Source organism: Methylobacterium gregans, from assembly GCF_022179245.1.
GTDB classification, from domain to species: domain Bacteria; phylum Pseudomonadota; class Alphaproteobacteria; order Rhizobiales; family Beijerinckiaceae; genus Methylobacterium; species Methylobacterium gregans.
In genome coordinates, this window is the sequence record NZ_BPQM01000101.1 from 1 (window position 1) to 20523 (window position 20523).

Sequence of the window (20523 nt, forward strand, 5' to 3'; positions counted from 1 at the left end):
ACTGGCTGCTCCTGGCCACTGACCGCATCGACGGCAGCGAGATCGTGATGACCCACGAGGCGCTCGCCCAGGTGCTGGGCACCCACCGCCCCGGCATCACGGTCGCGCTGCACGAGCTCGAGCGGGCCGAGATGATCGCCACCCGCCGCGGCCAGATCACCGTGACCGACCGCCCACGCCTGATCCGCGCCGCAGGAGAGAGCTACGGCCTCGCCGAGGCCGAGTACAAACGCCTCATCGGACCCTTCGCCTGACCGGCTCCATTCTTTCGGCGTAGTTCGCAAGCCGAATGGAAAGTACATCGGCGATCATGCCAGGAATTACCTGCCTTCATCACAGGTAAGGACTGCCCAAGATGATCCCCGTCCTCGTAACCGGAGCCGGCGGCTTTATCGGCCACCATCTCGTCAAGTATCTCGTCGGCCGGGGCTACTGGGTCCGCGGCGCCGACCTCAAGCTGCCCGAGTACGAGCCGACAGCCGCGCACGAGTTCCTGCAATGCGACCTGCGCCTGCACGATGCCTGCCAGCGGGCGTCGCAGGGGATGGAGCAGGTCTACCACCTCGCCGCCGACATGGGCGGCATCGGCTTCATCAGCGGCTCGCACGCCGAGATCACGCTGAACAACACGCTGATCAGCGCCCACATGGCCAAGGCCGCGGCCGACAACCGGGTGAAGCGCTTCCTGTTCTCGTCCTCGGCCTGCGTCTACCCGATGCACCTGCAGACCTCGCCGGACGTCACGCCGCTCTCCGAGGACGTCGCGTGGCCGGCCCAGCCCGAGGAGGGCTACGGGCTGGAGAAGATCTACATGGAGAAGCTGTGCCAGTACATGACCGAGGATTGGGGCCTCTCCACCCGGGTCGTGCGCTTCCACAACGTCTACGGGCCGCTCGGCACCTATGACGGCGGCCGCGAGAAGGCGCCGGCCGCGATCTGCCGCAAGGTCGCGCTCTGCCCGGAGAACGGCACAATCGAGGTCTGGGGCGACGGCCTGCAGACACGCTCGTTCATGTATATCGACGACTGCGTCGAGGGACTCTACCGGCTGATGCAGTCCGACTATACGGCGCCGCTCAACCTCGGCACCGACGAGATGATCAGCATCAACGACCTCGTCGACGTCGCCGCCGCGGTCGCGGGCAAGCGGATCGCCAAGCGCCACGACGTCTCGAAGCCCCAAGGGGTGCGGGGCCGCAACAGCGACAACGCGCTGATCCGGCAGGTGCTCGGCTGGGAGCCCGCCACCCTGATCCGGACCGGTCTCGAGCCCACCTACCGCTGGATCGAGGCCGAGCTCGCCGCCGGACGCGGCGGCCGCCTGCCGGACGCCGCCGAGTAGGACGCGCGGCCTCGCCTTCCCCCGCCCACGGGGGAAGGGTCCCCCAGCCAGCGAGCAACCCGATGACCGAAGAGACCGGGGCGCCGGCAGGCCTCGACATCCGCCACCTCGTCGTCGAGGAGGCCGAGCAGTCCCGGATGAACGGCGTGCACCTCGTGGCGAACCGGCTCGCCCGCGAGCAGGCCCGCCTCGGCCAGAGCGTCCGGATCGTGGTCCTGCACCCGCCGGCGCGGTCGATCGATCCGGGCGTGTGGGACGCGCCCGTCGAGGCGCTGCCGCTCGAGGGCCACAGCCTGTTCGGCCACCTCGTCCAGCCGGCGCCGCGCCTCGTCGCGGCCCTCGTTGCGGGCACCGGCCCGCGCACCCTGGTCCACATTCACGGTGCGCGCCGGCCGCTGCTCCTGGCGATCGGGCGGGAGCTGGCGCGCCGGGGCATCCGCTACGTCGTCACCATCCACGGGCGCTACGCGCACGTCGCCGACGCCGCGATGCGCCGGGCGCACCGCTCGACCAGCCTCTACCTCGCGATGTTCGAGCGCCGGGTCTTGGAGCGGGCGTGGTTCGTCCATGCGCTGACGGTGCAGGAGGCCGACGCGGTCCGCCAGATCGCGCCGCGCGCCCGCATCGCGATCGTGGCGAATGCGGCCTATTCCAGCACCTTCGACGCGCCCCCCCCGCCACCGGCGCGCGCCTTCCCGTCGCCGGACTTCCCGCTCTTCGGGTTCTGCGGACGCTACGCCGCCCATCACAAGGGGCTCGACCTGCTGATCGGCGGTCTCGCGGCCCACCTGTCGGCGGGCGGGCGGGGACGTCTGGCGCTCGCCGGCAACGGGGCGACGGGCGGGGAGGGCGCCGCGCTGCGCGCGCTCGCCGCCGAGGCCGGCATCGCCGGATCCGTGACGGTGGGCGGTCCGGTCTTCGGGCCTGAGAAGGAGCGGACGCTGCGCGGCTGGGACTTCTTCGTCCAGTCCTCGCGCTTCGACGGGCTGCCGATCGGCGCGGTCGAGGGAGCGCTCGCCGGCCTGCCGCTGATCGTGTCGACCGCGACCGGCCTCGCCGAGGCGGTCGAGCGCCACGGCGCCGGCTTCGTCGTGCGCGACCTCTCGCCCGGGGCGGTCGCGGACGCGCTCGGACAGGCCGCCCGGCTGACCCCCGAGGCCTGGGTGCGGATGTCGCGCGCGGCCCACGCGATGGCCCTCGTCACGGGCGACTGGGCCCGCTCGGCGGAAGCGCTGCAGCACCTCTACGCGGCCGGGAGCGACGACCTCAGACTCGCCGGCTGATCCGGCCGGGCAGGGGCTTCGGAAGGGACAGCATGCACGCAAGCGCCGTCGCGGGTCGCCCGGTCCCACGGGATCCCAACGATCTCTACCTGCGCGGTCTCGGCTGCGCGCTCGTCGGCTACGCGGTGTTCGGCAAGGGCTTCGCCGTGCTGGGCGTCGCGCCGCTCTATGTCGGCGAGGTCGCGCTCGGCCTCGGCCTCCTCGCGCTGATGCGGACACGGTGCGGGTTCGCGATGCTGGGTACCCCCACGAGCGTGCTGCTCGGCGTGCTGATCGCCTGGGTGGTGATCCGCACCGTGCCGTTCCTCGGCCCCTACGGCGTCGACGCGGTCCGCGACAGCGTCATCGTGGTCTACGGCCTGTTCGCCTTCGTGGTGGCGGCGCTGCTCATCGAGAACCCGCTCCGTCTCGGCTGGATCCTGCGCGTCTACGCGGGCTTCGCCTTCGTGTACGGGATGATCGGCGGCTTCCTCTTCGTCCTCAGCGTCACGCTGGCCGACCAGCTGCGTATCCCGGGCACGCAGATCCAGCTTCCCTATGTGCGGGCCGGCGAGGCGGCGTTCCATATCGGCGCCGCAGCCGTCTTCATGCTGCTGGGCCTGCGCCGGGTGGGGCCGCTCTGGTGCGCTACCCTGTGCATCAACATGGCGGTGGTCACGGTGAGCCGGGCCGCGACCCTCGCCTGCCTCGTGCCGATCCTGCTTGGCGTCGTGCTCGGGCAGCAATTCCGCCGCTTCGCGCCCGCCGCCCTGATCGGGGTCGCGATGCTGGCGGCGGCCGCGCTGGCGGACCTGCGCGTGATGATGCCCGGCGACCGCGAGGTCGGCGCCATGCAGATCGTGGAGGGGATCAGCAGCGTGTTCGGCGCGAGCGAGACCGCGAATTTCGAGGGCACCAAGGAGTTCCGGCTGCGCTGGTGGCGCACGATCCGGGAATACACCCTGCACGGTCCCTACTTCTGGAGCGGCAAGGGCTTCGGCGTGAACCTCGCGATGGAGGATGGCTACCACAGCTTCGTCACGGCGGAATTCGCCCTGCGCAGTCCGCACAACGGACACATGACGGTGCTGGCGCGGGCCGGCGTGCCGGGCCTCGCGATCTGGAGCGCGCTGCTCTGCACATGGTTCGGCATGCTGGTGCACAGTCTGCTCCTGGCCCGCCAAGCCGGCCACGGACGCTGGGCGGCCGTCTTCGTCTGGATCGCCTGCTACGGCGCCGGCATCCTGGTGAACGCCTCCTTCGACGTGGCCCTGGAGGGCCCGATGTCGGGCATCTGGTTCTGGTGCGTGATCGGTCTCGGGATCGGCGCCAGCATGATCTACCGGGCGGGCCTCGTGCGGGCGATCGGCGACCCGGCCTGACGGGCTGCGGGCTTCCAGCGTTCGGCCATCGCGTGCCGCCGTCCGGATGCCGGCGCGTCAGCGCAAGGTCGATCCGGGATCGGGTGGATGAGAACGCCCCCCTTGGCGCGAGAGGCTGCGGACCCGCCTTACGGGCCCGTGATCGCGATGGAGCGGCCTCATGACGGTTCCAGCTGCTCGCTTCGATGCCGTCTCCACCGCGTCATCGCGGGGCCGCGAAGGACGAGCCCGGAACGACGGGGGTGTGCGGGCGGCGCCGAAGCGACCGACCGGGAGCCGGATCAGGCGGCCGGCAGCGGCGCGTCCGCGGCGATCAGGCGCCGCAGCAGCAGCTGCGAGATCAGGAGCCGCACGAGGCTCGCCAGCACCATCGCCGCGCAGGCTCCGCCGAGCCCGAACCGGAGCGTCAGCGGCACGGCCGCCGCGAGAACCGCGACGGTGCCAGCCGCATTCACCACGAGGGCGTGGCGCGCCGCCTCCACCCCGTGAAAGTAGGAGCACACCATGTCGGTGGCGTAGGCCGCAACCGCCGCGAGCGCGAGGAGGCGCACCGGGCCTGCGAGCCCGAGATACGGCGAGGCCGAGCCGTAGACGAGGCGCAGCACCGGTTCGGGGGCGGCGAACAGGACGCTGAAGAAGAGGAGCGCGACCGGGACGCCCGAGAGCGCGAAGGGCCGCGCCGCCCGCCACGCCTCCGCCTTGCCGCGGGCGTGGGCCCGCGCCGCGGTCTGCGGGATGATGTTGCAGAGCCCGATGACCAGCGGGTTCATCAGGTTCACGAGATTCTGGCTCGCCTGGAGCTGCGCCGTCAGGGCCGCTCCGGAAAGGACCGCGAGCAGCCAGAACAGCACCTGTCCGCGCAGCGTACCGAGCAGGTTGTTGGCGAGCGACCAGCCGCCGAGGCGCCAGAAATCGCCGAGGATCGCGGGCAGGCGCGGCGCGGCGCGGCCACCCCGCCCGAGCCCGGCGCGCCCGGCCTGCAGGAGCGCGCCGAGGCCTGAGGTGAGTGCCATCGCGCAGAGCGCCCCGCCAAGCGTCAGATGCCCGTCCCGGGCGAGCCAGAGCACCAGCGCGACCTGACCCAGGTAGCTCACCGCGTCGCCCGGAATCGCGGCGGCGAAGCGCAGCTCCGCGAAGAGGTAGCGCCGGAACGCTTCCTGGGTCTGCCAGAGCAGAAAGTAGGCGAGGGCGGGCAGGATCAGGTCCGCCCGGCCCGCCGCGAGGGCGGCGAGCGCGATCGCCGCACCGGCCGGCAGGAAGAGCAGGCCGAGAAGGTCGAGGCTCGCCCGCATCAGGGCTGCCCCGCCTTCCGGACCCGCGGCCGCCGCCCGGACCGAGAGCGGATAGAACACCAGCGAGGAGGTGACCATGTGGAGGATCATCAGCCCGCCGAGCAGCAGGGCGAAGACTCCGTACTCCGCGGGCGGCAGCGCGCGCGCCAGCAGGATCGTCAGCCCGAAGGTGCCGATGCTCGCGATGCCCTGGTCGATCAGGGGCCAGGCGAGGCGGGCGGCGTGGCCGCCGGCCTTCCGGAATCGCGCCGGCCCCGCGCGCGGTGTTCCCGGGGGCCAGCCGCCGTTCCGCGGCGAAGCGGGCGAGCCGGGAATCCATGAGCGCCGCATCGTCTCGTCCTGCCGCTTCGTTGTGCGTGGATCCTCGATTCCCCGTGCGCGGGGAAAGGGCTCGGCCGACCCCGTCGCCGCCTGAGCGGGCCGGCTGTCGACCCCGCAGGGACCGAGGCGTGGGGTCGAGGGGATCGCGACGGAAGCGGCCCTTCCGGAGCCGCCCCCTCACCCCGGCTCCCGCTCGGCCCGCCCCCGACGAGGGGCGGGGACATCGCGGCATCGGCCGGGAGCTTCCGGGCGCCGGGCCGGGCGCCGTTCAGCGCGCGTCCGCTACCGGCGTTCCCACGGGGGCGGCGGGCGGCGCGGAGGTGCCGCGGGCGCGGCGCGCCGCCCGCACGAGGTCGGCATAGGCCCAGACGAGGTAGGGCGTCGTCTCGCGCATCCCGTCGGCGAAGGCGAAGCGCGGCGCGTAGCCGAGCAGCCGCCGCGCCTTGCCGATCTCGGCGGTCGCCCGGGTGGTGTAGAGGGCGGTCTTCTGCGGGTCCGGCACGATGAGCGCGCCGAATACCGGACCGCCGCTGCCGAAATAGTAGCGGTCGACGAGCGCCCGCAGGGGCTTGGGCAGTGCGTCGAGCCCCGCCTGGAGGGCCGAGCGCGCCGGGGGCCAGCGCACGATGATCTGGACGATGCGCTTCGGGTTGCGCAGCACGAGCTTCACGTCGCGCACGAAGCCCTGGTTCTGCTTCGAGACCTCCGCCAGCGGCCAGGAGGTCGGGCCCGGCACGCCCAGCGCGCGGGCGAACTCGCTGAAGAACGTGCCCCAGCTCACCGTGTCCGGCCCCGACAGGATGAAGCGCTCGCCCACCGCCGCGTCCCGGGTCGCGGCGAGCAGCATCCCGTCCACGAGATCGTCCACGAAGACCGCGCTGCACCGGCCGGCGCCGCCGTCCGGCAGAACCACCTCGCCGTAGATCAGCTCCTCGGCCGGCGCGTTCGTCCAGGGCTTGCAGAAGGGGCCGTACACGATGGTCGGCTGCACCACGGCCGTCGGGACCCGGCCATCGCGGGCCGCCGCGAGCATCTGGCCCTCGATGTCGAGCTTGTCCTTCACGTAGATCCAGGCGCGGTCGCCGTCGCGGGTCTCCTCGGTCAGCGGCGTCGGCGGGAAGGGCTCGTAGACCGAGAAGGTGCTGACATGGACGAGCCGACGCACCTGCGCCTCGGCGGCGGCTCCGATGAGCACGCGCGCGCCCTCCAGGTTCTGCCGGCGCGAGCGCGGATCGTAGGCGCAGTGGAACACCGTATCGGCCCCGCGAAGGGCCGCGCCGATCGCGGCGGGATCGGTGAGGTCGGCCTTGACCAGCCGCACCGGCAGGCGAGCCAGACGCGTCGCGCTGCCGATCTCGCGGATGATGCAGGTGACGTCGATGCCGGCGCGCACCAGCCGTTCGACCAGCCGGCCGCCGATGAAGCCGCTCGCCCCCGTCACGACGACGCGGGCACCGGGCGCGAGTCCGTCGACGAGCGCCGCGTGCCCGGCATCCCAGGGCTGCTCCAGCGGCTCGCGCAGGGCGTAGCAGCCCTCGATCCGCCGCACCGAGGCCAAGCCCTCGTCGCCGCCGACCAGGGGCGGGCGCCCGTCCGCGACCGCATCGCGGAAGTCGCGCATCTCGGCGTCGAACAGCGCGGGGAAGAGCTGCGGCTTCATCGTGGTGCCGCTCACCCCCGCATGCGTGAAGGCGAGCGCGTTGGGAGAGCCCGCCACCACCTCGTTGCGGTAGAGCGCGACCTCGACATGGCCGTGCGTGCCCTCGATCCGGGCGGTGTTGGCGAGGTTGCGGGTGCGGCTCAGCTCGACCCGCACCTCGCCGCCGCCGTCGAGCAGGAACTCGGCGACGCAGTCGGCCTCGACGCCGCTGGTCCCGTCGTCGCGATAGCGCGTCGGCGTCATCGTGCCGAACCAGTGGCCGAGAATGTCGAGGGTGTGGGCACCCGTATCCATGAGGACGCCGCCGCCCGAGAGGTCTCGGCGCAGCAGCGCGTCCGAACTCGTCGCCCAGTTGAAGACGAAGCCCTCGCGCGCATCGACCCGCCGGATCGCCCCGATCGTGCCGGAGGCGATCAGGGCCTTGGTCCAGGCGGCGATGATGAGGTTGCGGCGCAAGAGGCCGACCGCGAGCACGAGGCCCTTGCGCGAGGCGGCGGCGATCATCGCCTCGCCCTCGGCGCTCGTGGTGGCGAGGGGCTTCTCCATGAAGACGTGCTTGCCGGCCTCCAGCAGGCCGAGCCCGATCGGGCCGTGGGTGGTGTGGGGCGTCGCGACCAGCGCGGCGTCGAAACGGTCGGCGACCTCCCGCCAGTCGGCGGCGGTCGCGATGTCGGCGCGGCGCCGCCCGGCGCGGCCGGCGAGCAGCGCGAGGCGCTCGGGCGAGCGGTCGACGAGCACGCTCGGGGCCCAGCCCTGTCGCTTCAGCGCGGGCAGGAGGTGGTGGTCCACCACGGCGCCGCAGCCGATGATGGCGAGGCGGGCTTTCGGGGAGGCGGCGGGCGTGGACATGCGTCTGGGAACCTTCCGGGTGTCGTCAGAGACGGGGGACCGAGCCTCAAGAGGCGGGCGTCAGCAGCTCGGCGATCGGCGCGCGCGCGGCCGGGCGGACGGCCGGGACGGGCCGGTACTTCGCCGTGAGGTGCGGCGGCAGGTCGGGCCGCTCCCAGAGGTCGGCGAGCGCGGTATCGATCGTGTGCCGGGGGCTCCAGCCGAACAGCTCGCGGATGCGCGCGATGTCGGCGGCGAGCACCGGCCGGTCGACGGCGCGCAGCCGGGCCGGATCGGTCTCGACGGTGAAGTCCGCGCCCCCGATGCGCCGGAGGTACGACAGGATCTCGCCGACCGCGTAGGCTTCGCCCGTGCCGAGGTTCACCGTGACGCTCTCGCCCGGCGCCACCGCGCCCGCGAGCGCCGCTGCCCGGAAGCCTCGGGCGGCGTCGTCCACGTGGATGTAGTCCCGCCGCGCCGTGAGGTTGCCGAGGCTGATCCGCCGGTGGCCGGCGATGAGCTGCGCCAGGATCTCGGGGAGGAGGTGTGGGTTCGTCTCGCCCGGCCCGATCACGTTGAACAGCCGCACCACCACCGCCGCGAGGCCGCGCTGGCGCGCCATGTGGCGCACGTAGTGCTCGCCGTGCAGCTTGGTGAAGCCGTAGATGTCGCTGGGGGCGACCGGCGAGGCGTCCTCCCGGTGGGGCCGGGCCTCCGGCGCGTAGACGGCACCGCTGCTGGCGAAGACGAAGCGGCAGCCCGGCGGGCAGGCGGCGAGCAGGCTCACCGTGCCGGCGACGTTGGTGCGTACGGCCAGGACCGGATCCTGCTCGCATTCCGGGATATAATGGATCGCTGCCAGATGGATCACCGCCTCAGGCGAGAAGCTGCGCATCGCGGCCGCGACCTGTGCGGGGTCGGTGATGTCGGCAGGGATCAGGACGAGGCGGGCGAGCTCCTCGGGGGAGAAGCGCGGGGGCCCGTAGCGCAGGGCGTCGAGCACGCAGACCTCGTGCCCGTCCGCCAGCATCCGCGTCAGCGGCCGGCCGACGAATCCGTTGCCGCCGATCACCATGATCCTCATCGGGGTCGCTCCTGCGGTTGCGTGGGGCGGGCTGCGGGCCCGGGTGCTCAGGCGGTGCGGGCGGCGGCGGCCGGCCGCGACTCCGTCGCTTTCTCGGCGGGATGCTCGGTGGGCTTCGTCCCGCCGGATCCCCCCGCGTCGGAGCGCGACAGGCCGGCCCGGGCCGCCGCCGCGTCCGCCGAGGCTTCCGCGGGCGGCTGGGCGGGGCCCTCGAAGAAGGTCCGGTAGCGGTGGTAGTGCGAGCACGCGTCGGCGAAGGGCTCGTGCCGGTGCTGGTCGAGATCGACCCGGGTGAGCACGAGACCACGCACGCGCACCGAGAGATCCTGGAGCCGCTGCAGCGTCGCCAGCACCGTCTTGCGCGGGGTCGAGGCCCAGCGGACCGTGAGGATCGCGGCGTCGGCGACATGGGCGAGCGGCACGAAGTCGAGCACCAGCATGGCGGGTGGCGCTTCGATCAGCACCAAGTCGAAGGCCTCGCGAGCGCCCTCCATGAAGCGCTCGAAGGGCTCGGAGAGGTAGAAGTCCTGCGCGGTCGCCCGGCCCCGCCCGTGCAGCAGGGTGACGGCGCGGTCCCGCGCGTCCGCGAGGAACGCCGCCTGATCGCCCAGCACCACGTCCTCCAGAGCCGGCATCCGGCTGGCCGGGCTCGCGGGCCGTGCGCCGGTCGCGTCGATGACGAGGACGCGGGTGCCGCGGGCGGCGAGCATCTTGGCCAGCGCCATGCAGACCAGCGACTTGCCCTCGTCCGGCACCGAGGAGGTGACGAGCAGGACCCGCGGCGCACCGGTAGCCCTTGGCCAGCCGAGCGAGGCCGCCACGAGCCGGATCGCCTCGTCGAACATCCGGATCTCGCCCGCGCCCGAGGCGGTCGAGATGTCCGGCACCATGCCGAGGCAGCGCAGGGCGGTGTCCTCGGCGAGCTCGCTTCCCGAACGGAAGCCGGTATCGCGCCGCCCCATCAGCAGGGCGTAGCCGACCCCGAGCGCCCCGGCGGCCGCCACCGCGAGGCCGATATAGAGGGCCCGCAGGGGACCGGAGGGCGTGATCGGGCTCTGGGCCCGCATCACCACCTGCGCGGTCGAGGACTTCATCGCGGCGAGCGCCAGGGCCTGGGCGTGGGCGTCGCCGAGCAGCTTCAGGCGCTCGCGGATCGCCGTGGCGTTCGCCTGGAGACCCCGGAGCTTGGCCTCGGAGCCCATCGCCTCGATGACCTCGGTCTTGAGGGCCGCCACCCGGGCCGTGAGGGTCTCCTCGTCGGAGGCCGCCGTGCGCACCTCGCTCTTCAGGTTGTCGACGGCGCGATCGACCTCCTCGCGCAGACGCTGCTCCGCATCCTCGAGCGCGGCCCTGGCCTGGAGGTAGCGCGGGTGGCGCGGCCCGGTGAGGAGCAGCGTGGCGACCTCCCGCTTGGCCGCCTCGACGTTCTCCAGCATGCGCTGGATCACCGGCGCGCCGGCGAGATCCTGCGCCGAGGGCACGCCTCCGGAGCGGAAGATCTCCTGTGCCCGGGCGAGGCGCGCCTCGGCGGCCGTGCGGGCCTGCGTGGCGGTGCCGAGCTGGACGGTCGCGTCGCGCAGCGCCTGCTGGGGCAGGCTCACGCTCGCGGTGCCGCCCTCCACGAGGCCGGTGCGCTGCCGGTAGGCCGCGATGGCGGCTTCGGCGCTCTCCAGGTCCGCGCGGCTCGCCCGGATCTGACCGTCGAGCCAGTTGCCGGCGCGCTCGGCGTTGGCGACGCCCATGTCCAGGCGGTTGCCCAGATAGGCGTCCACGAAGGCGTTCGCGAACCGAGCCGCGCGGGCCGGATCGGACGCCGTGTAGGCGACGGTGATCAGGTAGGAGCGGCTGTCGTTGGTCACCGCGAGGCCTGAGCTCAGCGCCCCGGCGATGCGCTCGGCGGCGTTCGGAGCCGGAGCGGTCGCGGCGGGTTCCGTGCGCCACCAGGCGAGTCGATCGAGGAGCGAGCGCGTCGCGAAGGCGGGATCGTCGACGAGGTCCAGTTCCGCCACGACCCGGCGCGCGACCGCCCGGGAGCGGATCACCCGGGCCTCGCTCTCGACGATAGCCCCGGTATCCGGGCCGGCGCTCTGGCCAGGCTGGCCAACCTGCACCGGGACCGGCCGCGCGAGATCGACCTGCAGGATCGCCTCGGCGGTGTAGCGGTCGCGCAGGGTCAGGCAGATCGCACCCGCCCCGACGAGGGCCAGCGCCAGCAGGATCCCGATCACGCGGCGGCGGCGCCAGATCGCCGTGAGGATGCCGAGGTTGCGCGCCTCGTAATGCGCCCGCAGCGACAGGCTTCCGTTCCTGTTCGGCTGCTCCGGAACCCAGTTCATCCCGACCTCGCAATCGCGCGCCGTCCGCGCGGCGGAGGGGTGGTCCCCCGAGACGCGCGGGCCGGCTCCAGATGCGGGTGCCGGGCGGGGCGATAGGATCGTGCCCCGGCCGGTTTTGGGAGTTCCAATCCGGGATTAGCCCGATCGTACCGCAGTGCGGTGAGACCGGAGGGCGCGGGGATCGGGAGTCGTCAGGAGGGCGGCGGAGGGCGCAAGGCCGCTCCAGCGCGGGAAGCGGAGATTCCCGCGCACGCCGAAGCGGTCAAACGGACGTCGCGTCAGAAATCGACGGCGAGGCCCTTCACCTCCCAATCGTCGTAGCGCACCGGTTCGAGGCCGCCGCGGCCCAGGCGCTCGGGCTTGGCGGAGATCTCGGCCGCGCGGGCATCGACGGCGGCGCGGCGCGCGGCCGCCTCCGCGAGCGCCCGCTCGGCCGCCGGCGTGAGGGTGCGCGGGGTCGATTCGGCTGCGGCAAGCGTTGTGTCGGCGGGCGTTTCGTCTTGCATCGGGCTCGCTCGGATGGAAGGGCAGTGCGTCGGCGCGAGGGCCGGCAGGCTACGGGATGACGAGACAAGTGGCATCACGGCAGACACCGCGCAACGGACGAGGCCGCCGCAACGAGGCCGGGCCGGCACCGCAGGACGGCGCGGCTGCCGAGGCGCTTGCCGAGGTGGCCGGGCTCGGTGCACGCGCCGCCGCCCAGCGCGCCGTCGCCGAGCTGATCGGCCAGAACCGGGCGCTCGCCCTGGAGGATGCACTGTCGCAGGCCTCGCGCGGGCTGGACCCTGCCGAGGCGGCGCTCGCGCGCGCCATCGCCACCGCGACCTTCCGCCGGTTCGGCCTGATCCGGGCGGCGCTGGGCAGCCGGCTCGATCACGGGTTGCCGGACGATCAGCCGCTGCTGCTCGCTCTGCTGGCGACCGGCGCAGCGCAGATCCTGGACCTCGCGGTGCCGGACCACGCGGCGGTCGATCTCGCGGTGCGCCTTGCCAAGACGGATCGGCGGACCCAGCATCTCGGCGGCCTCGTCAACGCGGTCCTGCGACGGGTTGCCCGCGAGCGCGACGCCATCCTGGCGGCGGGCGACCCGCTCGGGGACGGCGCGCCGGACTGGCTCGCCGCGCGCTGGCGCGCGACCTATGGGGAGCGGGCGGAGGCGATCGGACGGGCGCATCTGGCCGGCGCGACCGTCGACGTCACGGTGAAGGCGGATCCGCAAGGCTGGGCCGAACGCCTCGGCGCCGCGCTGTTGCCGACCGGATCTCTGCGGCTGCCCGCGGAATCGGGGCCGATCACCGCGCTGGATGGTTTCGAGGCGGGCGCGTGGTGGGTGCAGGACGCCGCCGCGGCGCTCCCCGCGCGGCTCCTCGGCGCCCGCCCCGGGGAGCGGGTCGCCGATCTCTGCGCGGCGCCCGGGGGCAAGACCGCCCAGCTCGCCGCAGCCGGCGCCGCGGTCACGGCGGTCGACCGCTCCGCCCCGCGCCTGGAGCGCCTGCGCCGCAACCTTGAGCGCCTCGGCCTCGCCGCGGAGGTGGTGGTGGGCGACGCCCTCGCCCTCGACCGGCCGGAGGGCTTCGACGCGGTGCTCCTCGACGCGCCCTGCTCGGCCACCGGCACGATCCGCCGCCACCCGGATGTGGCCTGGACCAAGAGCCCCGACGACATCGCCCGGCTCGCCGGGCTGCAGGCGCGCCTCCTCGACCGCGCCGCGACGCTGCTGCGGCCGGGCGGGCGCCTCGTCTACTGCACCTGCTCGCTGGAGCCGGAGGAGGGGGAGGCCCAGATCGCCGCCTTCCTCTCCCGCAGCCCCGACTTCGCGCGGGCACCTGTCACGGGCGACGAGGTCGGCGGATTGACGGAGCTGATCGACCCGAACGGCGACCTGCGCACGCTGCCCTGCCACCTCGGCGGCGGGACGGACGCGCGCGGCGGCCTCGACGGCTTCTTCGTGAGCCGGTTCGCCCGCCGGAGCTGAACGCCGACGTTTCATCCCGACGAAAATCGGTCTAAACGGCCGCTCCCGCGCGACGCGCGGGAGCCACCTCAATCCCCCGCTTACCTGCCGCGTTCGCAGGAGTGAGCCCGGAGCGACACGCGATGCCCACGCTGACCTTCCCCGACGGCAACACGCGCGCCTACGACGCCGCCGTGACCGGCCGCGCCGTCGTCGAGGGCATCGCCAAGTCGCTGGCCAAGCGCACCGTCGCGATGGCGCTCGACGGCGTGGTGGCGGACCTCGACGACACGATCGCGCACGACGTCCGCATCGAGTTCCTCGACCGCACGGATCCCCGCGCCCTGGAACTGATCCGGCACGACTGTGCCCACGTCCTGGCCGAGGCCGTGCAGGAGCTCTGGCCAGACACGCAGGTGACGATCGGCCCCGTCATCGAGAACGGGTTCTACTACGACTTCGCCCGGGACGAGCCCTTCACGCCCGAGGACTTCCCGAAGATCGAGGCCAAGATGCGCGAGATCATCGCGCGCGATGCCCCCTTCACCAAGGAGATCTGGAAGCGCGACGACGTGCGCAACCTCTTCGCCGAGAAGGGCGAGGGCTACAAGGTCGAGCTGGTCGACGCGATCCCGGTGGGCGAGGATCTGAAGATCTACCGCCAGGGCGCGTGGTTCGACCTCTGTCGCGGCCCGCACATGACCTCGACCGGCAAGGTCGGCACGGCCTTCAAGCTGATGAAGGTCGCGGGCGCCTACTGGCGAGGCGACGCCAACAACCCGATGCTGACGCGCATCTACGGCACCGCCTGGGCGACGAAGGAGGATCTCGACGCCTACCTGCACCGGCTGGAGGAGGCCGAGCGCCGCGACCACCGCCGGCTCGGCCGCGAGATGGACCTGTTCCACTTCCAGGAGGAGGGACCGGGCGTCGTCTTCTGGCACGCCAAGGGCTGGACGATCTTCCAGGAGCTGATCGCCTACATGCGCCGCCGCCTCAAGGGCGACTACGCCGAGGTGAACGCGCCGCAGATCCTCGACAAGGCCCTCTGGGAGACCTCGGGCCACTGGGGCTGGTACCGCGAGAACATGTTCGCGGCCCAGTCCGCGGGCGAGGAGGCCGAGGACAAGCGCTGGTTCGCCCTGAAGCCGATGAACTGCCCGGGTCACGTGCAGATCTTCAAGCACGGGCTGAAATCCTACCGCGACCTGCCGCTGCGCATGGCCGAGTTCGGCGTGGTGCACCGCTACGAACCGTCGGGCGCCATGCACGGCCTGATGCGCGTGCGCGGCTTCACCCAGGACGACGCGCACATCTTCTGCACCGAGGACCAGCTCGCCGCCGAGTGCCTGAAGATCAACGACCTGATCCTCTCGACCTACGCCGATTTCGGCTTCGACCAGATCCTGGTGAAGCTCTCGACGCGCCCCGAGAAGCGCGTCGGTTCGGACGCGCTCTGGGACCACGCCGAGTCCGTGATGACGCGCGTGCTCGCTCAGATCGAGGAACAGTCGGGCGGCCGGATCAAGACCGCGGTCAATCCGGGGGAGGGCGCCTTCTACGGGCCGAAATTCGAGTACGTGCTGCGCGACGCCATCGGCCGCGACTGGCAGTGCGGCACCACGCAGGTGGACTTCAACCTGCCGGAGCGGTTCGGCGCCTTCTACGTCGATGCCGACAGCCAGAAGAAGCCGCCGGTGATGGTCCACCGCGCGATCTGCGGCTCGATGGAGCGCTTCACCGGCATCCTGATCGAGCACTTCGCCGGCCATTTCCCGCTCTGGCTCGCTCCGACCCAGATCGTGGTGGCGACGATCACCGGGGAGGCGGACGACTACGCCCGGCAGGTCGTGCGGACGCTGGAGCGCGCGGGGCTCCGGGTCGAGGCGGATCTGCGCAACGAGAAGATCAACTACAAGGTCCGCGAGCACTCGCTCGCCAAGGTGCCGGTCATCCTGGCGCTGGGCAAGCGCGAGGCCGAGGAGCGCACCGTCTCGATCCGCCGGCTCGGCAGCCAGGGCACGAAGACGCTGCCGCTCGCCGAGGCGGTCGCGGCCTTCGTAGACGAGGCGACCGCGCCCGACATCCGCCGGGCCGAGGCGGTGGCCGAGACCCGGCCGAGCGCGGACGTCACGCTCGACGGGCAGCACGTGGTCGAGCCGGCGCCGTAGGCCAAGCGCCGTCTCCCTCCCCGGCGGGGAGGGAGACGCGCGGCCCTCACCGCGCCATAGCCCGCTCCAGCACCGCGAAGATCCGCGGGTCGGCGCACTGGGCGACGTTGAAGCGCAGGTCGCCCGTCGCGCCCTGACTCACGCTGAAGACGTTGCCGGGCGCCAGGATCACCCGTTCAGCGAGCGCCCGGCGCGAGACCTCGGCAGCGTCGAGTCCGTCCGGAAGGCGCGCCCAAAGGAACATGCCGGCACCGGGCACGAACGGCACGGTGATGCCGAGCCCGGCGAGCCGCCGGACCGCGCGCCCGCGCGCCTCCGCCAGCCGGGCGCGCATCGCCTCGAGATCGTGCCGGTAGCGCGCGTCGGTGACCGCCCGGTGCACGACGGTCGCGGCGAGGTGCGGGTCGCCCAGCGTCACCGCGACCTTCAGGTCCAAGAAGCGTTCGACCCAGTCCCGGCGCAGGGCGACGTAGCCGATGCGCGCGGCCGAGGAGAGCGTCTTCGAGAAGCCGCCGATCTGAATCACCCGCTCCAGCCCGTCGAAGCCCGCGAGGCGTGCGGCCGGCTCCACCTCGAAATCCGCGTAGATGTCGTCCTCCACCACCAGCGTGTCGTGCGCCTCGGCCAGCCGCAGGATCCGGTGCACGATCGCGGGCCCGAGCGAGGCGCCGGTCGGGTTATGGAGCGTCGAGTTGGTGAGGTAGAAGCGCGGCCGGTGCTCGCGCAGGGCCGCCTCGAAGGCCGCGAGGTCCGGCCCCTGCGGGCCGAACGGCACGCCGACGAGCTTGACCCGCTGCGCCCGCAGCAGCGCCTGGAAGTTGAAGTAGCAGGGGTCGTCCACCAGGACCGTGTCGCCGGGCTCGATCAGGAAGCGGCAGAGCAGGTCGAGGGCCTGGGTCGCGGAATCCGCCAGCACGATCTGGTCCGGGTGGACCGCGATACCGCGCTCGCCCATCCGCCGGGCGATGTGCTCGCGCAAGGGCGCGAGGCCGCGCGGCTCGTCATAGGCGGTGAGCGCCGGACCGCCCGCGCGGGCCACGGCGCGCAGCGCCCGGCGCAGGGACTCCTCGGGCAACCAGTCCGGTGGCAGCCAGCCGCAGCCGGGCTTCAGCACGTCCGGATAGGTCTCGAAGGATTGCCGGCTGATCCAGAGCGGATCGACCGCCCGCTCGAGGCGCGGCCCGGCCGCGGCGAGGCAGAACGGCTCCGGCCGCCCCGCCACGTAGAAGCCGGAGCCCGGCCGCGAGACGATCGCCCCCTGCGCGGCCAGCCGGTCATAGGCCTCGACCACCGTCGATTTCGAGACGCCGAGGCTTTCCGCGAAGGCGCGCACGGAGGGCAGGCGCGCCCCGGGCGCGAGATGGCGCCCGGCGATGCGCGCCTCGATCGCGGCCATCACCGCCTCGACCCGCGTCAGGGCCGGATCGAGCTGGGGCTTAAGGACACCGAGCGCCATCGCGACTTCCCAACCGTACTGCCGATCGTCCTGGACAGTTTCTCGATATTGTACCGGAGCTGTGCCTGTCGGCAAATTGTGAAACGCCGCATCCATCCGGCCCGAGCCAGAGGAGGACGGGATGAGAGCGTTGCGCGTCGACCGGCAGGGGGCCGCGTGGATCGCCCGGCAGATCGTGGATCTGGTTGTGCTGGCGGCCGGCGGGATCGGCCTCGCCCTGCCGCTGATCCTGCCGCTGGGCTGAGCGATGACGACCCGCATCCTCACGGCTCCCCCGCAGGCTCGGACCGCGCCACCCGCAGGGGCGCTGCGCAAAGGAGCGCTGCGCGACGGGCTCGTCGGCGTGGCGATCTTCAGCGGCACGCTCGCGGCGACGCGGCTGGCGCTGGCGTCCTTCGAGCCCATCGCCCTGACGCTGACTCGCGCGGCGCTGGCCGGACTCGTGGCGGCTGCTGTGCTGATGGTTCTGCGCCAGCCGGTCCCGCGCCGGTCCGACCTCGCGGCGCTTGCCGTCGTCACCGGCGGCGTGGTGCTGGGCTTCCCGCTCTTCACCGCCTTCGCGCTCGGCCAGATCGGGGCCGGGCGGGCGAGCGTGTTCGTCCGGCTCCTGCCGCTCGCGACCTCCCTGTTCGGCGCGCTGCGGGCGGGCGAGCGGCCGTCCCGGGCCTTCTGGCTGCTCTCGGCGCTGGGCAGCGCCGTCACGGCCGCCTTCGCAGGCCGCGGGGCTGGGCCGGGCTCGCTCTTCGGCGACGGGCTGATGCTCGCGGCGATCCTCGTCTGCGGTCTCGGCTACGCCGAGGGTGCGCGCCTCGCCCGGCGGCTCGGCGGTTGGCAGGTGGTCGCCTGGGCGACGGTGCTGGCTCTGCCCGCGACGCTGCCGGCCGCGCTCTGGCTGCTGCCGACGCATCCGAGGCCCGTGACGCCGACGGCGCTGGCCGGGCTGGCCTACGTGACGATGCTCAGCGCGCTTGTCGGGTTCGTGTTCTGGTACCGGGCGCTGGCGCGCGGCGGGATCGCCGTGACGGGCCAGTTGCAGCTGCTGCAGCCCTTCCTGGGGATCGGGATCGCCGCGCTCGTCCTCGGAGAGGCAGTCGACCCCATGATGCCGCTCGTCGCCGCCGCGGTGGCGGCCTGCGCGGCGGGCGCGCGGCGCCTCGCCTGAGGCGTCGTGGTGTCAGGCGCCTTTCGCCACCACCTCGATGTCCCGGTCCATGCCGCTCTCGACCTTGAACTCGCGGGTGTAGACCTGCCCGTCGTGGCGGGCGATCAGCACGTAGTCGCCCTCCGCCAGCGTTACCTGCGGGAAGGCGCCGATCGCCTCGCGGATCGTGTCGCCGCCCGGCGTCAGCACCGAGAAGGCGGTGCCCGCGAAGGCCTCGGCGCCCGGCGTGGCCACCAGCTTGAGGGTCACGGTCGCGGCCCGGTGGTTGAGGGTCGCGTCGGTGACCTTGCCGTTCTCGACCTTCAGGTCGGCGCGCTGGATCGCGTTCGATTCCCCGTAGGTCGAGACCACGTGGTAGGTGCCCTCGGGCAGCCGGATCAGTTCCCCGGCCTTGACGCCGCTGCGCACCAGCCGCCCTTCCGAGTTGGTGCCCACCGGTACGAAGACCGAGAACGCGAGCTGCGCGGGCGCGATCTTCTGGTCGCCGACCGCACCGGAAAGCTTCAGGGCCCCCGCGCTCACCCGCAGGGTGTCGGTCTGCGCCTGCCCCGCCATGGTGATGCGCTTCGAAGCGCTGGCGAAGCCGTAGGTCACGGTGGCGACGTAAGGACCGGGCGCGAGGCGGAAGCTCGGCTCGGGATCGGTCGAGCGGGCCACGATGCTCGGCCGGCTGCCATCGCCCCGGTCGTCGTAGATGCGCCAGGCAAGGCCCGTCCGCAGCGGCTCGCCGATGCCCGCGAGGATCGCGCTGAGCGACAGGCTCGCCTCCGCCTCCGCGGGCCCGGTGGGGAAGGCGGGTGCGGTGATGGAGGGGGAGGGCACGCCGGAGCCGAGGCGGTTCGGGAAGGCGTCCTGCGCCGCGGCCGCGGCGGGCATGAACACCGCCAGCAGGCAAGCCGGCAGTCGAACCCCGCGCAGCCAATCCCCGACCCGCACGTCCATCCCGCCTCTCCGAACGGGCCGCGAACTGCCCAGGGCCGCCGGTCTGGCGCGAGACCGTGGCGGCGGCAAGGCGTCGCCGCCGCTTCCCTCGGGACGGTGCACGTGCCAGATCCGCTCGGGACCCCACGCGAGACGCGCCGCATGAACGCCACCCTCGATCTCCTCCGCACCCGCCGCTCGGTGCCGCCGCCGCGCCTGGAGGCGCCGGGGCCGGATCGTGAGACGCTCGACGCGATCCTGGCCGTGGCGTCGCGGGTGCCGGACCACGGCAAGCTCGCCCCCTGGCGCTTCATCGTGATCGAGGGCGAGGCCCGCCAGCGGGTCGGCGAGACGCTGGCCGCGATCCACGCCGCCGACAATCCCGGCGCGGACGCCGCCCGGCTGGATCTGGAGCGCAACCGCCTCGCCCACGCGCCGGTCGTCGTCGCCGTCGTCTCCCGCGCCGGGCCGCACGTGAAGATCCCCGAATGGGAACAGGTGCTCTCGGCGGGTGCGGCGGCGATGAACCTCGTCGTGGCGGCGAACGCGGCCGGCTTCGCCACGTCCTGGCTGACCGAGTGGTTCGCCTACGACCGCCGCGCGCTCGACGCACTCGGCCTCGCGCCCACCGAGCGGATGGCGGGCTTCATCCATATCGGCCACCCGGCCGAGATCCCGAGCGACCGGCCGCGGCCGGACCTCGCCCAGATCGTGACGCGGCTCTGAGGTCTCCATGGACTACGATTCCCAGAACCGCACCCTGCCGCACAACCCGCTGAAGGCGATCGTCGCCCCGCGGCCGATCGGCTGGATCAGCGCGATGGACCGCGACGGGCGGCTCAACCTCGCGCCCTACTCGTTCTTCAACGCGGTCGCGGACGACATGGTGGCGTTCTCCTCCTCCGGGCGGAAGGACGCGATGACCTTCGCGGAATCGGGCGGCGACTTCGTCTGCAACCTCGCGAGCCACCCCTTACGCGAGGCGATGAACGATTCCTCGGCCCCGCTGCCCCGGGGCGAGAGCGAGTTCGCCTTCGCGGGGCTCGCCACCGCCCCCTCCCGCAAGGTGCGCTCCCCCCGCGTGGCGGGTGCCGCGGCGGCGATCGAGTGCCGCTGGCTGCAGACCGTGCCGCTCAGACCCCTCGACGGGTCAGAGCCCACGAACTTCCTGGTGATCGGTCAGGTGGTGTCGATCTACATCGACGACCGCTTCGTGGCGGACGGCCGCGTCGACACGGCCGCGATGGAGCCGATCCTGCGCGGCGGCTATTTCGACTACTTCCGGATCACCCCCGAGAACCGGTTCGAGATGCATCGGCCGAAGGGCGGCGGGGATTTCAAGCGCCCCTGAT

Annotated in this window: 17 protein-coding genes; 10 read left to right on the forward strand and 7 right to left on the reverse strand. The window is 72.9% G+C overall.

Translation table 11 applies throughout. From position 1 onward, the window contains the following. The 4 genes from MFF54_RS19055 to MFF54_RS19070 all read left to right on the forward strand — a co-directional run. The coding region (locus MFF54_RS19055) for a helix-turn-helix domain-containing protein (protein WP_238304394.1) at positions 1-254 on the forward strand (254 nt) is incomplete at its 5' end. A gap of 101 nt (positions 255-355) precedes the next feature. Continuing rightward, positions 356-1342: an NAD-dependent epimerase/dehydratase family protein gene (locus MFF54_RS19060; RefSeq protein ID WP_238304395.1), complete on the forward strand. Its 987-nt coding sequence runs from the start codon at positions 356-358 to the stop codon at positions 1340-1342. Positions 1343-1404: 62 nt separating this feature from the next. Continuing rightward, positions 1405-2625, forward strand: a complete 1221-nt coding sequence (locus MFF54_RS19065; RefSeq protein ID WP_238304396.1) for a glycosyltransferase — start codon at positions 1405-1407, stop codon at positions 2623-2625. A 32-nt stretch (positions 2626-2657) separates the two neighbouring features. Further along, positions 2658-3986, forward strand: a complete 1329-nt coding sequence (locus MFF54_RS19070; RefSeq protein ID WP_238304397.1) for an O-antigen ligase family protein — start codon at positions 2658-2660, stop codon at positions 3984-3986. A gap of 281 nt (positions 3987-4267) precedes the next feature. Here MFF54_RS19070 and MFF54_RS19075 read toward each other — a convergent pair whose 3' ends face one another. The 5 genes from MFF54_RS19075 to MFF54_RS19095 all read right to left on the reverse strand — a co-directional run bounded on the left by MFF54_RS19075 (position 4268) and on the right by MFF54_RS19095 (position 12013). After that, positions 4268-5608 carry an MATE family efflux transporter gene (locus MFF54_RS19075; RefSeq protein WP_238304398.1) on the reverse strand — a complete coding sequence of 447 codons (1341 nt, stop codon included), beginning with the start codon at positions 5606-5608 and terminating at the stop codon, positions 4268-4270. Between the two features lie 259 nt (positions 5609-5867). Then, positions 5868-8108 (reverse strand): NAD-dependent epimerase/dehydratase family protein, encoded by a 2241-nt coding sequence (locus tag MFF54_RS19080; RefSeq protein ID WP_238304399.1) that lies wholly within the window; start codon positions 8106-8108, stop codon positions 5868-5870. A 46-nt stretch (positions 8109-8154) separates the two neighbouring features. Then, positions 8155-9171, reverse strand: coding sequence for an NAD-dependent epimerase/dehydratase family protein (locus tag MFF54_RS19085; RefSeq protein ID WP_238304400.1), 1017 nt, complete (start codon positions 9169-9171; stop codon positions 8155-8157). A gap of 47 nt (positions 9172-9218) precedes the next feature. Beyond that, positions 9219-11507, reverse strand: coding sequence for a GumC family protein (locus MFF54_RS19090; RefSeq protein WP_238304401.1), 2289 nt, complete (start codon positions 11505-11507; stop codon positions 9219-9221). 278 nt (positions 11508-11785) lie between these two features. Continuing rightward, the gene (locus MFF54_RS19095; RefSeq protein ID WP_238304402.1) at positions 11786-12013 is read right to left on the reverse strand and encodes a DUF1674 domain-containing protein; all 228 of its coding nucleotides are present in this window, start codon (positions 12011-12013) and stop codon (positions 11786-11788) included. Positions 12014-12081: 68 nt separating this feature from the next. Here MFF54_RS19095 and MFF54_RS19100 point away from each other — a divergent pair, with 68 nt between their 5' ends. Together MFF54_RS19100 and thrS are read left to right on the forward strand one after the other, a co-directional pair. Beyond that, complete coding sequence (locus tag MFF54_RS19100) at positions 12082-13482, forward strand: RsmB/NOP family class I SAM-dependent RNA methyltransferase (RefSeq protein WP_370880332.1); 1401 nt, start codon at positions 12082-12084, stop codon at positions 13480-13482. Between the two features lie 122 nt (positions 13483-13604). Beyond that, a complete protein-coding gene (gene thrS / locus MFF54_RS19105; protein WP_238304403.1) occupies positions 13605-15632 on the forward strand; it encodes a threonine--tRNA ligase in 2028 nt (675 codons plus the stop codon). Positions 15633-15678: 46 nt separating this feature from the next. Here the strand turns inward: thrS and MFF54_RS19110 are convergent, their stop codons facing one another. Beyond that, on the reverse strand, positions 15679-17088 hold the full coding sequence (locus MFF54_RS19110; RefSeq protein ID WP_238304404.1) for an aminotransferase-like domain-containing protein: 1410 nt from the start codon (positions 17086-17088) through the stop codon (positions 15679-15681). A gap of 121 nt (positions 17089-17209) precedes the next feature. On the opposite strand from MFF54_RS19110, the gene MFF54_RS27670 reads away from it, so the two are divergent. Both MFF54_RS27670 and MFF54_RS19115 read left to right on the forward strand, forming a co-directional pair. Further along, positions 17210-17332 (forward strand): hypothetical protein, encoded by a 123-nt coding sequence (locus MFF54_RS27670; protein ID WP_283206296.1) that lies wholly within the window; start codon positions 17210-17212, stop codon positions 17330-17332. 3 nt (positions 17333-17335) lie between these two features. After that, the gene (locus MFF54_RS19115) at positions 17336-18250 is read left to right on the forward strand and encodes a DMT family transporter (protein WP_238304405.1); all 915 of its coding nucleotides are present in this window, start codon (positions 17336-17338) and stop codon (positions 18248-18250) included. Positions 18251-18262: 12 nt separating this feature from the next. Here MFF54_RS19115 and MFF54_RS19120 read toward each other — a convergent pair whose 3' ends face one another. Further along, on the reverse strand, positions 18263-19192 hold the full coding sequence (locus MFF54_RS19120) for an RgsD C-terminal domain-containing protein (RefSeq protein WP_370880331.1): 930 nt from the start codon (positions 19190-19192) through the stop codon (positions 18263-18265). A gap of 141 nt (positions 19193-19333) precedes the next feature. On the opposite strand from MFF54_RS19120, the gene MFF54_RS19125 reads away from it, so the two are divergent. Both MFF54_RS19125 and MFF54_RS19130 read left to right on the forward strand, forming a co-directional pair. Continuing rightward, positions 19334-19897: a nitroreductase family protein gene (locus MFF54_RS19125; protein ID WP_238304406.1), complete on the forward strand. Its 564-nt coding sequence runs from the start codon at positions 19334-19336 to the stop codon at positions 19895-19897. A gap of 7 nt (positions 19898-19904) precedes the next feature. Then, complete coding sequence (locus MFF54_RS19130; protein ID WP_238304407.1) at positions 19905-20522, forward strand: flavin reductase family protein; 618 nt, start codon at positions 19905-19907, stop codon at positions 20520-20522. The last annotated feature ends 1 nt before the right edge of the window (position 20523 follow it).